The following is an 11,478-nucleotide window of genomic DNA, read 5'->3' as shown; positions in this document are numbered from 1 at the left end:
GGGCAGCGTCATGGCAAAAGCGATAGTCGAAAGCGCAGGGCCTGTCACGGCCAGACATAGGGGCCAGCCTCATGGCTGGCGATACCGCCGATATTATGGTTTTCATGTCGTATAGTTGCGACCCGGCGCGGGCGACAGGATGGCAGACAAGGACAAACGGATCGTCATAGCCGGTGCCGGCAGCATTGGCTGCTATGCCGGCGGCTGCCTGACGCTGGCCGGCCGAAAGGTCATTCTGCTGGCCCGGCCGCGCATCGAGGCAGCGTTGCGGCAGGGTGGATTGCGGGTCAGCGACCTCCAGGGCCGCGATCGCTCGATCAAGCCGGAGGCGCTTGCCGTCACCACCGATCCGGCCGCCACCCTGCCGCAGGCGGACGTGATCCTGGTCACGGTCAAGAGCGGCGCCACTCAGGACATGGCGGATCTTATCAAAGCTCATGCCCGGCCCGACGCCGTGGTGATCAGCCTGCAGAACGGTGTCGACAATGCCGACAGACTGCGTGCCGGACTTGGCCGGCGAACGGTGCTGGCCGGCATGGTGCCGTTCAATGTGGTGCAGTCGCCGGACGGCGAGCTGCCGCTGCGCGTGCACCGCGCCAGCGACGGCAAGGTGATGGTCGAGGATGGCGATGCCGGCCTGGTCGGCCTGCTTGGCGTCGAAGGGTTTGCGGTTGAAGCGCATGGCGACATGAAGGCGGTGCTGTGGGGTAAGCTGCTGATGAATCTGAACAACGCGCTGGTGGCGCTTTCCGGCCTGCCGCTGGCAACCGAACTGGCCGACCGACGCTGGCGGCTGATCCTGGCCAGCCAGATCGACGAGGCGCTGACGGCGCTGAAAGCGTCCGGCATCGAGCCGGCGCGGATCGCCGGCCTGCGGCCGGCGCTGCTGCCGAAAGTGCTCAGGCTGCCGGACTGGCTGTTCAAGCTCTTGGCGCGGCGCATGCTGGCGATCGACCCGCAGGCGCGCTCGTCGATGTGGGACGATCTTCAGCGCGGCCGGCCGACGGAGATCGACGACTTGCAAGGTGCCATCTTGCGGCTGGCGGGGAAGGCCGGCACGCCCGTGCCGACGGTTCAGCGGATCATCGCCTTGGTGCGCGCAGCGGAAGCGGAGCGGCTTGGCTCGCCGGGCCTGGCGCCGGAGCAGATTGTTGCACCGGCCGGCCGTCGATCAACGTGATCTTCTGCCAGATTTTCCGCGACAGGTTGGACGCCAGGTTCTCGATATCGTTGACGCCGTCGATGACCACGTCGTCATTGACCGACTGCGCGAACAATGCGGCGATCTTGCCGGTGATCGACAGCATTTCGGAGCAATAGTCGAGGTAACGCGCCAGGTCGGCGGCATTGGTGATGCGGGCGGGCGAATGCGACGTCGGCTTGAAATCGGCCGACAGCGCCGCCGGATCCTTGGTCAGCTGGTGCATGTCGATGACGTGGATCAGCGAGCGCAGGCCATGCAGCTGGCGAAAGACCTGCTTGCGCTTGATGCGCTCCTCAGAGCGGATCAAGGCGAGAAATCCGACAATGGCGAGGATGAACATGTTGAGCGAAGCTTCGATGCCTTGCACCGACTGGACGGCATCACCCGGTTTGGAAATGCGGTCGAATGGCAGGACGGTGCCGACGAAGATGAACATCAGTGCGCCGGCAACGACAGCGGCGACGATGAGGCCGCGCAGCCACCAGATCGGCGCTTCCAGGGCCTTGGCGCCCTGTGCCAGGTCGCGCGACAGCGAGACCAGTTCGGCGGCAACGCCGCGCAGGCCGGCATCGGGGAAACGCTCCGCAACGCGCGTCTCCAGCCGTTCTGCGGTCTCGATGATCAGTTTCGGATCAAGCGTACGGTAGCGCATGTCCGATCGAACCTCAGGGTTGTGCTGGCTCGTTGGTGCGCCGGCCGTAGCGGTTGGGTCCAGGCTGCCCCGGAAACAGGCACAACACAAGGAAGGCCACGATCGAGACCACCGGCACGAACAAGATCAGCGCCGCAATGCCCGGCTTGTCCAAATCGTGCAGCCGCTTGACCGCCAGGGCAATGTTCGACCACAGCGAGGCGATGAAGGCGACGAAGAAGATGAACGACCACATGTTGCTCTCGGCCGAACCTTCCGGCACCAGCGTGAAGCGGTAGAGCGGGAAGGCCTGGATGATGGCGACGAGCAACCCGCCAAGAAAATAGGCCGCGCGACTGACGCGGCCCGAGGTTTTGAAGAAAAGCCAGGTGAGATCTGATCTGTCAGGCAAGCGGGTCCGGTCCATATTGATTGGCGCCCCTGGCGCCTTCGAGAATGCCGCATTCCACCAGAAACCAGATCGGGCCGATCAATGGCACCAGCATGATCAGGCTCCACCAGCCCGACTTGCCGCGATCATGCCAGCGCTTGGCGTAGACTGCGAGTGCGAAATAGATCGAGGCCAGAGCGATGAGAATGCCGATGATGCCGATCTGGGCGCCACTGGCCGTGGTGATGCGTGTACCGAGGATCGCATCGAGAATAAAGGCAACGATGCCAATGACGATGAAAACGCCAATCGCGGCCCAGAACTTGCCACGGTTGATGCGACCGTCAAAACTTGTGAGCAGATACTTCCAGTCCATGTCACCCCTCCATGATGAACCCGCGCGACCGATTGTCGCGCCGGCGGAAGGTGCGCCCGCTTTGCGCAAAGATCAATCGCGCAGCAATTCGTTGATCGAGGTCTTGGACCTGGTTTTGGCGTCGACGCGCTTGACGATGACGGCGCAGTAGAGGCTCGGACCCGGCTCGCCGTTCGGAAAGGGCTTGCCCGGCATCGCTCCGGCGACGACGACGGAATTCGGCGGCACTTCGCCGTAGAAAATCTCGCCGGTGGCGCGGTCGACGATCTTGGTCGACTGGCCGATGAAGACGCCCATGCCGAGCACCGAGCCTTCGCGCACGATGCAGCCCTCGACCACTTCCGAGCGCGCGCCGATGAAGCAATTGTCCTCGATGATGGTCGGACCTGCCTGCATCGGCTCCAGCACGCCGCCGATGCCGACGCCGCCGGAAAGATGCACGTTCTTGCCGATCTGGGCACAGGAGCCTACCCCGACCCAGGTGTCGATCATGGTGCCTGTATCGACGTAGGCGCCGACATTGACGAAGGACGGCATCAGCACGGCGCCCGGCGCGATATAGGCCGAGCGACGCACGATCGACCCCGGCACGGCGCGAAAGCCCTCCTTTTCGAAATCGACAGCGCCCCAGCCATCGAACTTCGACGGCACCTTGTCCCACCACGTCGCTTCGCCGGGACCACCCTTGATGATCTCCATCGGGTTGAGCCGGAAGGACAAAAGCACGGCCTTCTTCAGCCACTGGTTGACATGCCACTTGCCGTCGGCCTGCCGCTCGGCGACGCGGACGGCGCCGCGGTCGAGCAGGTCAAGCGCCGACTGGATGGCATCGCGCGTTTCGCCGCGCGTCGCAGTCGAAATCGCATCGCGTTCCTCGAAGGCCTTCTCGATGCTCTTTTCGAGGCTCGCCAGATCGGGCTTCGACATGAATTCGCTCCATTACCAAGCTGTTAAGGGGCTGAGCCTTAACCTGTTTTGAAAGTCGCGCGGACCCTATGTTAAGGCTTAATGGGGGTCAATCGCGTGTGCGTCACGGGACGGCGCAGTTAAGGGAATTGGACGGGTAGTTATGACTCCTATGGAAAAGGCGGGGTGGACGCCGCTGCCGCATTCGGACGAGGATCTGGAGCGGTCGAAGAGCGTGCCTGACACGCCGCAGACGCGTGCCGAAACCTACCGGCTCGCCTGGAACGATCCCGACTTCATGACGCGGCGCGAGTTGCGCGCGGTCAGGCTGCAACTCGAACTCCTGAAACCGGAAATGATCCTAGCCGAACGCGGCATCCGCTCGACGGTGATCCTGTTCGGCGGTGCGCGCCTGCCGGAACCCGGCGGCGAGGCCTGGGCGGCCAAGAACGAGACGCAGAAGAAGAACCTCGAAGAGAACAGCAAATACTACGAGGAAGCGCGCAAATTCGCCCGCCTCTGCTCGCAGCAATCGGCTACCTCCTATTACCGCGAATATGTCGTGGTGACCGGCGGCGGGCCGGGCGTGATGGAAGCGGGAAACCGCGGCGCCGACGATGTCGGCGCGCCGTCGATAGGCCTCAACATCGTCTTGCCGCACGAGCAGGCGCCGAACATCTATGTGACGCCGGAGCTCTGCTTCAACTTCCATTATTTCGCTATCCGCAAGATGCATTTCGTCATGCGCGCCAAGGCGGTCGCGGTGTTTCCGGGCGGCTTCGGCACGATGGACGAATTCTTCGAGACGCTGACCCTGATCCAGACAGGGCGCATGGAGCGCGTGCCGGTGATCCTGTTCGGCAAATCCTTCTGGAAGCGGGCGATCGATCTCGATTTCCTCGCCGAGCAGGGCACGATCAGCCCCGGTGATCAGGACATCATCGACTTCGTCGACACCGCGGATGAGGCGTGGGGGATTATCAGCCGGTTCTATAAGTTAGGAGAGTAGGGGAATTGGGGAATTGGGGAATTGGGGAAGTGAAGAATTGAAGCGGCTCTGCGTTCGGATCGATCCCCAATTCGTCATTTCATCATTTCTTCATTTCCCCTCGCCCCTCTCCACAATCGCCGTCAGAAACCCCGCCAGATCGTCGGTGACGAAATCGACATCATCCTCATTGGCCGGGTCGCGCTCCCAGATTTCGGAAAAGGTCGGCTCGAAATTGCGCGGCACGATGAGCACCGTGGTCATGCCGAGCGACTTCGGCACCGAAAGGTTACGGGCAAGATCCTCGAACATCACCGCATTGTGGCCGGTGACGGCGTGGAGTTCGGCGAACTTCTCGTAGGTCTGGCGCGCCGGCTTGGGATTGAGCCCCGCAGCGACGATGTCGAAGATGTCGTCGAAATGGTCGAGGATGCCGAGCTGGCGCGCGGTGCGCTCGGCGTGCCTGCGGTCGCCGTTGGTGAAGATGAACTTGCGGCCGGGAAGCTGGCGGATGGCGGTGCCGAGAACGGGATCGGGCACCAGCCATGAATAGTCGATGTCGTGGACCTTCTCGAGGAAATCGTCGGGGTCGATGCCGTGGCGTGTCATCAGGCCGTTCAGCGTCGTGCCATATTCGCGGTAGAGCTCCTTCTGCAACTTGCGCGCATCGTCGCGCGGCAATGCCAACAGTTCGCCGACATAGGCGGTCATCTTGACGTCGATCTGCGAGAACAGATTCGAATGGTGCGGATAGAGCGTGTTGTCGAGATCGAAGACCCAGTCGGTGACATGGGCGAAGCGGGCGGGGTCAGGGAGCGTGGTCATGGGCTCCTTATGGCATGAAACGCGCATTCCGAAAGCGACTTTATCCACAACTTCTGCTCGTTGAGGTTGCGTAAATCGTCTCACGATTCAAATTTTAGGCATCTGGGAAAGGTGGCCTTCAGGGCTTGCTGGCAGAGAGGCAGTCTTGTGGGAGCAAGCGATGAACAGCATAATTCTGAGATCCGCCGCCGTTGCTTTCGCCTCAGTCGCGGCCTCTCTCCTGCTGACCCTGATCATCGTTCCGGCCATGGGATTTCCGGTCAACCGGACGATCTGGCTGACCTCCACGCTCTGTCCGCTGGTGCTGGCGTGGGCCGCCAGCGCAAGCACTTTCTGGCAAAGCGACAGGCTGAAAAACGCGCATCGCGATCTCGCCCGAGCCCATGCCCAACTCGCCGCCGCGCATCGCCGCCTGGCGGAAAAGGCGAGCCGCGACGACATGACCGGCATGCTCAACCGGGAAAGCTTCTTTGCGGCGCTCGACGGTTCGCGCCGCAAGTCCGATCGCGGCGCGCTGCTGATCATCGATGCCGACCACTTCAAGACCATCAACGACAATTTCGGCCACCTGACCGGCGATGACGCGCTGCTTTTGATCGCCAGCGCGATTCAGCGCGGCGTGCGCAGCGGCGATGTGCTCGGCCGCATCGGCGGCGAGGAATTTGGCGCCTTTCTGGTTGGCGCCACCGAGCAGGAGGCCAAGCGCGTCGCCGAGCGCATTCGCCGCGAAGTCGAGCTGATCCGCTTCCGGCCCGTCGACGAGCGGACCATTCCGCTCACGGTCAGCATCGGCGGTACTGTCTGCGGCGAGGAAGCCAGCGTGTCGGAGTTGATGCGCGCCGCCGACCGACGCCTCTACCAGGCCAAGCACCAGGGCCGTAACCTGACGATCATCGACACCGGCATTTCCGAGGCGGCGTGATCCGATCTGCCGCAACCGGCCTGTTAAGAAAACTCTAACCTTGTTTGCACTCGGTTGTACCGCTTAGCCGGGTTTTCACTGCTTTGCGGCCAGACTTGGCACGATACTGGCTTCCACGGTGATGCATGTGTCGTTCCGGGAATTGCCGTTCTGGGAACGCCATGCAGTGACGAAGCCCAGCCGAGAGACCAGCCATGAGTTTCATCATCAAGAAAATGTCACGCCGCGCGCTCGTGCAGGCGTTGATCGCATTGCCTGCCCTGTCTTTGTTCCGCAAGCTGCCTGATGCCGATGCCGCCGGTCCAAAGCCCGACCCGAACGAGATCGTCGAGGTCGGTGGCTGGATCCTGAAGCGGAGCGACCTGGCATGATCTTCGACAGCTACGAGGCGTATCGCGCTGCGAACTTCACCCCGAAGGTCTGCATCCTCGGCTCCGGTCCGGCCGGCATGACCATTGCCCGCAAGCTTGGCGCGGCCGGCATTCCGGTGGTGGTGATGGAGGCCGGTCCGCGCGAATTCAGCGACGACTCGCAGGACTTTTACCGGGGCAGCACGGTCGGGGATTTCTATTTCGATCTCGACATCACCCGGCTGCGGTTCATGGGGGGCAGTTCCAACCACTGGGCAGGCTGGTGCCGCGTGCTCGACAAGCAGGATTTCGAGCCGAAGGCCTGGGTACCCGATACGGGCTGGCCGATCGCCCGCACCGACATCGAACCCTATCTGCCGGAAGTGCGCGATATTCTCGACCTTCCGGCCCTCCGGCCCGATATGCCGATCTCGGACGACATTCGCTGGGTGCAGCTGATCAAGAGCCCGGCCGTGCGCTTCGCCGAGAAGTTCGGCGATGAACTCGACAAGGCCACGAACATCGCGGTGGTGCTCAACACTTGTGCCACCGAACTTGCCGGCGACGGCAGACGCGTGACTGGCGCCAGGCTGTGGTCGCACGGACAGGATGCGGGCTCGTTCAGCGCTGACTATTTCATCGTCTGCACCGGTGGGCTGGAGAATTCGCGGCTGCTTCTGTGGTCCAACCAGCGCTCGAACGGCGGCGTCGTGCCGAATGCAACTGCGCTTGGCCGCTACTGGATGGAGCATCCGACCTTCGAGGGCGGCAACGCCATCCTGGCCGACTATAACGCGTTCGAGGTCGACGCCGTCAACGAGGCCTTCTTCTCGCCGACACTCGCCGCCATGGAGCGGCTGCAGATCATGAATTTCGGCATCCGGCTGATCGAGACGCCGTATCCCGGGGTCAAGAGCCTTATCGCCGACCTCGCCTGCACGGCGCCCAGCATGGCGGAATGGATGTCCTACCAGCTCAGTCAGCGACTGCGCTGCGCGGCCCAGCTCTACGTCGCCTGGGAACAGGCGCCGCTGGCCTCCAACCAGATCGAGTTGTCGAAGACCGATGTCGACCATGCCGGCGTGCCGCGCATCGAACTGCACTGGAAGAAATCCGAACTGGAACATCGCACCCTTCTCGAAGGGCTCAGACTGTTCGGCGCAACGCTGATCGAGAAGAATCTCGGCCGCGTGCGCATTGCCGACTGGATCAGCAATGGTCAGGACTATCCGACCAACGACGAGACGGCGGGCCATCACCATATGGGCGGCACGCGCATGGGCACCGACATCAGCAAGAGCGTGGTCGACGCCAACTGCAAGGTGCACGGCATGGACAATCTCTATGTCGGCGGCTCCTCGGTGTTCTGCACGTCGGGGCAATGCAACCGACGACGATCACCGCGCTGGCCTGCCGGCTGGGCGACCATCTCAGCAAGGTGGTCACCGCCTGACGGCTGCAGGGCAGCATGCTGCCTAGGGCAGTTCACCGTTTCACGGAACGGCGATCCGCTCTAACTCTTTGTTTGACGCAATTCCGGACGGAAAACCGTTTCACACTTTTCCTGGAATTGCTCTAGAGCGTCGCCGGGTCGAGCGCCGGCTGGTCCTTGCGCCGGGCGACGATTGCCGCGAAATCGGCGGTCTGGAAGGCATCGCGCAAGGCGTCGAAGGACGGCAGCACGAAATAGGCGCGCTGGAACTTGTCGATCTCGTAGCCGGTGCGCATCACCGTTTCCAGGTCGAAGGGCACGTGGTGGGCGTCCTTGCCTTCGACCGCGAACTGCAGCTCAGTAAACGACGACATAAGGCCGGCGCCAAAGGCCTTCAGCGGCTGGCCGGCCTCCTGCATCAGGCCATATTCGGCCGTGTACCAGTAGAGCCGGGAAATCATCTCGTCGCCACCCAGCGCGATGATGTCGCCGGCCTTCTCGCCATACATCTGCATGAAATCGGCGAACACCGGTTGCGACAGCGCCGGCACATGGCCGAAGAAATCATGGAACATGTCGGGCTCGACAATGTAGTCGAGCTCCTGCCTGGTCCGCAGCCAGTTGGTGACCGGGAAGCGGCGATCGGCGAGATGGTCGAAAAACGGAGCCGCGGGAATGAGCCCCGGCACCGCGACGATCTCCCAACCGGTCAGTTTGCGCAGCTTGGCGCTGACCTCGTCGAAGTCGGGAATACGGTCGAGCAGGCCGAGTTTTTCGACGCCGTCGAGGTAGGAATGGTGGGCGAGCTTGCGCGTCAGTCTGGTCTGGCGGTCGCACAGCGTGCGCCACACCGCCTGCTCTTCATCGCTGTAATCGTAACCCTGCGACACGGTGAAATCGGCACGGCAGACCGAGTAGTCGCCGCGCAATCCTTGCGCCGCGCAGTCGCGGGCATATTCGGCAACGCTCATCGTCGTCATGGTTTTTCTCCTCGCAAAGCAAATGGCTGACGTGTTGAAGGTTAAGCGGGTTTGCGGAGGCGAATCGGTTTTGATGATGGTTCGAATTCGGAAATCGGGATAATATTCACTCATAAATTCCCAGGAAGGAGTGGAAATGCCTCGATTCGATGATTTCGAGATCAAGATGCTTGATGTCCTGCAGCGCGACGGGCGCAAGCCGGTTTCCGAGCTGGCGCAAGAGATCGGCCTGTCGACGACACCATGCGCGCGGCGCTTCGAGGCGCTGCAGGAGGCCGGCATCATCAAGGGATTTGCCGCCGTGATCAGCCGCCGCGCTGTCGGGCTGATGGTCGAGGTGTTCATCCAGGTGCGCCTCGTCAGCCACAGCGACGGCTCGCCCGAAAGCTTCATCGCCGCCGTGCAGCGCATGGACGAGGTTTCCTCGTGCTGGACGATGACCGGCGACCATGACTTTCTGCTGCATGTCATGGTGCCGTCGGTCGACGAGCTCAACGCTTTCGTCATGCACCGGCTGATGCGGCTCGACGGCGTGCGCGACGTCCACACGCAGTTGGTGCTGCAGAACATCAAGGGCCCGGGCCATGTGCCGCTCGGGCATCTCAGGCGATGACAATGCCTGCCCTTCGCACTCCTTGAGGAAAAGCTGCACGCAAACTGCTGAAACGGGCCAAGCGCGTGTCCACATCGCCGGCCAGCTTGTGCGGACCAACTGCCAGGAGGTCCGCCATGAAAATCGTCCTGATCAATCCGCCGCACACCGCCATCGGCAGCCGCGTGCCCGACGATCACCTGCCGCCGCTCGGCCTGCTGGCGATCGGCGGGCCGCTGATCGATGCCGGCCATCAGGTGCGCCTCGTCGACGCCGAGTTCGGGCCGATGCCGCTCGATGACGTCGTGCGCAGCGCACTGGAGGACCACCCCGACTTCGTCCTGATCGGCCATTCCGGCTCGACCTCGGCGCACCCGACCGCCTTGGTGATCGCGCGCATGATCAAGGAGCGCGAGCCGGCGACCATCATCATCTATGGCGGCGTTTTCCCGACCTATCATTGGCGCGACATCCTGGCCGCTACCGATGCCTTCGACTTCATCGTGCGCGGCGAGGGCGAAGCGACGGTGGTGGCGCTGGTCGAAGGGCTGGAGATGCGCCAGCCGCCGGCGAGCGTGGCCGGCATCGCCTATCGCGACGATCTCAGCCGCCCCTTCGCCACACAGGCGGCCATGACCATTGCTGACCTCGACGCCTACCGCGTCGGCTGGGAACTGATCGACCATCCCAGTTACAGCTACTGGGGCGGCAAGCGGGCCGTGGTCATGCAGTTTTCGCGCGGCTGTCCGCATCTGTGCAACTATTGCGGCCAGCGCGGCTTCTGGACCCGCTGGCGGCATCGCGATCCGGTGAAATTCGCCAGGGAGATCGCATGGCTGCATCGCCAACATGGCGTCGAGCTCATCAATCTTGCCGACGAGAATCCGACGGTCTCGAAGAAAGCCTGGCGGGCCTTCCTCGATACCCTGATCGCCGAGAACGTGCCGGTGCTGATCGTCGGTTCGACCCGTGCCGACGACATCGTGCGCGATGCCGACATCCTGCATCTCTACCGCAAGGCCGGTGTCATCCGCTGGCTGCTCGGCATGGAAAACACCGACGAGCAGACGCTTCAATTGATCCGCAAGGGCGGCAGCACCTCATCCGATCGCGAGGCGATAAGGCTGCTGCGTCTCAGCGGCATCCTGTCTATGGCGACCTGGGTGTCCGGCTTCGAGGACGAAGGGTTTCGCGACCTGTGGCGCGGCTTTCGCCAACTCATCGCCTACGACCCCGACCAGATCCAGGCGCTTTATGTGACGCCGCATCGCTGGACGCCGTTCTTCCGCATCGCGCGGGATCGCAAGGTGATCCAGCAGGATGCGCCTGTGGGACTACAAGCACCAGGTGCTGCAGATGACGCGGCTGAAGCCGTGGATGCTGTTCTTCAGCGTCAAGCTGATCGAGCTGGCGGTGCAATCACGGCCGAAGGCGCTGGCCCGCATCCTGTTCCACAAGGATCCCGAGCAGCGCCATTCGATGCGCTGGTACACACAGATGGGCCGCCGCGTGTGGTTCCGCGAGGTCTGGGGCTTTCTGGTCCGCGACATCAGGGTGAAAGACGGCCCGACGCTGGCCGAATTCTGGGGCGCGCCGCAGGACGCCGAGGAGGAATCGATGTCCGTTCGACGCCCGGCCAGAAAGCCCGCCATTCCCACCATCGACAATATTGAAGATTCCGAGGCGAGAAAGTTAGCCGGCTGACGAGCCCCTCAGGGCACGATCAGCGTGCCGGCGCCATGTTCGGTGAACAGTTCCAGCAGCACCGCATGCGGGGTCTTGCCGTTGAGGATGACGACGCCTTCGACGCCGCGCTCGATCGCTTCGATGCAGGTCTCGACCTTGGGGATCATGCCGCCCGAGACCGTGCCGTCCTTGATC

Annotated in this window: 11 protein-coding genes and 3 pseudogenes; 7 read left to right on the top strand and 7 right to left on the bottom strand. The window is 62.8% G+C overall.

The features are described 5' to 3' along the window. Positions 1-139 precede the first annotated feature (139 nt). On the top strand, positions 140-1,180 hold the full coding sequence (locus tag EN914_RS09540; RefSeq protein WP_024502084.1) for a 2-dehydropantoate 2-reductase: 1,041 nt from the start codon (positions 140-142) through the stop codon (positions 1,178-1,180). Here the strand turns inward: EN914_RS09540 and EN914_RS09535 are convergent. The 4 genes from EN914_RS09535 to dapD form a co-directional block, all read right to left on the bottom strand. Continuing rightward, positions 1,083-1,856, bottom strand: a complete 774-nt coding sequence (locus tag EN914_RS09535; RefSeq protein ID WP_024502085.1) for a hypothetical protein — start codon at positions 1,854-1,856, stop codon at positions 1,083-1,085. The two genes, EN914_RS09540 and EN914_RS09535, sit on opposite strands and share 98 nt — an antisense overlap. Before the next feature lie 13 nt (positions 1,857-1,869). Further along, complete coding sequence (locus EN914_RS09530) at positions 1,870-2,247, bottom strand: DUF805 domain-containing protein (RefSeq protein ID WP_024502086.1); 378 nt, start codon at positions 2,245-2,247, stop codon at positions 1,870-1,872. Then, positions 2,240-2,602: a DUF805 domain-containing protein gene (locus EN914_RS09525; protein ID WP_013528479.1), complete on the bottom strand. Its 363-nt coding sequence runs from the start codon at positions 2,600-2,602 to the stop codon at positions 2,240-2,242. The genes EN914_RS09530 and EN914_RS09525 overlap by 8 nt, the downstream gene beginning before the upstream one ends. Before the next feature lie 72 nt (positions 2,603-2,674). Next, entirely contained in the window at positions 2,675-3,529 is an 855-nt protein-coding gene (gene dapD, locus EN914_RS09520) for a 2,3,4,5-tetrahydropyridine-2,6-dicarboxylate N-succinyltransferase (RefSeq protein WP_024502087.1), read from the bottom strand. A gap of 142 nt (positions 3,530-3,671) precedes the next feature. Between dapD and EN914_RS09515 the strand changes: the two genes are divergently transcribed. After that, on the top strand, positions 3,672-4,517 hold the full coding sequence (locus tag EN914_RS09515; protein WP_013528481.1) for an LOG family protein: 846 nt from the start codon (positions 3,672-3,674) through the stop codon (positions 4,515-4,517). A gap of 90 nt (positions 4,518-4,607) precedes the next feature. Here the strand turns inward: EN914_RS09515 and EN914_RS09510 are convergent, their stop codons facing one another. Further along, entirely contained in the window at positions 4,608-5,321 is a 714-nt protein-coding gene (locus EN914_RS09510; protein ID WP_013528482.1) for a pyrimidine 5'-nucleotidase, read from the bottom strand. Positions 5,322-5,481: 160 nt separating this feature from the next. Between EN914_RS09510 and EN914_RS09505 the strand changes: the two genes are divergently transcribed. The 3 genes and pseudogenes from EN914_RS09505 (at position 5,482) to EN914_RS09495 (ending at position 8,046) form a co-directional block, all read left to right on the top strand. Further along, positions 5,482-6,243 (top strand): GGDEF domain-containing protein, encoded by a 762-nt coding sequence (locus EN914_RS09505; protein WP_013528483.1) that lies wholly within the window; start codon positions 5,482-5,484, stop codon positions 6,241-6,243. 194 nt (positions 6,244-6,437) lie between these two features. Beyond that, positions 6,438-6,614 carry a hypothetical protein gene (locus EN914_RS09500; protein WP_013528484.1) on the top strand — a complete coding sequence of 59 codons (177 nt, stop codon included), beginning with the start codon at positions 6,438-6,440 and terminating at the stop codon, positions 6,612-6,614. After that, a pseudogene (locus EN914_RS09495) lies at positions 6,611-8,046 on the top strand (GMC oxidoreductase). The gene EN914_RS09500 and the pseudogene EN914_RS09495 overlap by 4 nt, the downstream one beginning before the upstream one ends. Before the next feature lie 122 nt (positions 8,047-8,168). Here the strand turns inward: EN914_RS09495 and phhA are convergent. Beyond that, positions 8,169-9,005: a phenylalanine 4-monooxygenase gene (phhA, locus tag EN914_RS09490; RefSeq protein WP_013528486.1), complete on the bottom strand. Its 837-nt coding sequence runs from the start codon at positions 9,003-9,005 to the stop codon at positions 8,169-8,171. A 136-nt stretch (positions 9,006-9,141) separates the two neighbouring features. On the opposite strand from phhA, the gene EN914_RS09485 reads away from it, so the two are divergent. Beyond that, positions 9,142-9,618 carry an Lrp/AsnC family transcriptional regulator gene (locus tag EN914_RS09485; protein WP_024502088.1) on the top strand — a complete coding sequence of 159 codons (477 nt, stop codon included), beginning with the start codon at positions 9,142-9,144 and terminating at the stop codon, positions 9,616-9,618. A gap of 116 nt (positions 9,619-9,734) precedes the next feature. Then, positions 9,735-11,301 (top strand): annotated as a pseudogene (gene bchE / locus EN914_RS09480) (magnesium-protoporphyrin IX monomethyl ester anaerobic oxidative cyclase). Between the two features lie 8 nt (positions 11,302-11,309). Here the strand turns inward: bchE and EN914_RS09475 are convergent. Continuing rightward, positions 11,310-11,478: pseudogene (locus tag EN914_RS09475) on the bottom strand (acetylglutamate kinase); the annotation flags it as partial.

The organism is Mesorhizobium sp. M7A.F.Ca.CA.001.08.2.1 (assembly GCF_003998455.1).
GTDB classification, from domain to species: Bacteria; Pseudomonadota; Alphaproteobacteria; order Rhizobiales; family Rhizobiaceae; genus Mesorhizobium; species Mesorhizobium ciceri.
Note: the sequence above shows the minus strand (reverse complement) of the source record. Positions and strands in the feature narration are given on the sequence as shown.

What these genes read in the sequence shown, in the direction of transcription:
- phhA (WP_013528486.1), bottom strand. Translation starts at nt 9,005, where the DNA reads ATGACGACGATGAGCGTTGCCGAATATGCCCGCGACTGCGCGGCGCAA.
- EN914_RS09500 (WP_013528484.1), top strand. Translation starts at nt 6,438, where the DNA reads ATGAGTTTCATCATCAAGAAAATGTCACGCCGCGCGCTCGTGCAGGCG.
- EN914_RS09510 (WP_013528482.1), bottom strand. Translation starts at nt 5,321, where the DNA reads ATGACCACGCTCCCTGACCCCGCCCGCTTCGCCCATGTCACCGACTGG.
- EN914_RS09525 (WP_013528479.1), bottom strand. Translation starts at nt 2,602, where the DNA reads ATGGACTGGAAGTATCTGCTCACAAGTTTTGACGGTCGCATCAACCGT.
- EN914_RS09540 (WP_024502084.1), top strand. Translation starts at nt 140, where the DNA reads ATGGCAGACAAGGACAAACGGATCGTCATAGCCGGTGCCGGCAGCATT.
- dapD (WP_024502087.1), bottom strand. Translation starts at nt 3,529, where the DNA reads ATGTCGAAGCCCGATCTGGCGAGCCTCGAAAAGAGCATCGAGAAGGCC.
- EN914_RS09535 (WP_024502085.1), bottom strand. Translation starts at nt 1,856, where the DNA reads ATGCGCTACCGTACGCTTGATCCGAAACTGATCATCGAGACCGCAGAA.
- EN914_RS09515 (WP_013528481.1), top strand. Translation starts at nt 3,672, where the DNA reads ATGACTCCTATGGAAAAGGCGGGGTGGACGCCGCTGCCGCATTCGGAC.
- EN914_RS09505 (WP_013528483.1), top strand. Translation starts at nt 5,482, where the DNA reads ATGAACAGCATAATTCTGAGATCCGCCGCCGTTGCTTTCGCCTCAGTC.
- EN914_RS09485 (WP_024502088.1), top strand. Translation starts at nt 9,142, where the DNA reads ATGCCTCGATTCGATGATTTCGAGATCAAGATGCTTGATGTCCTGCAG.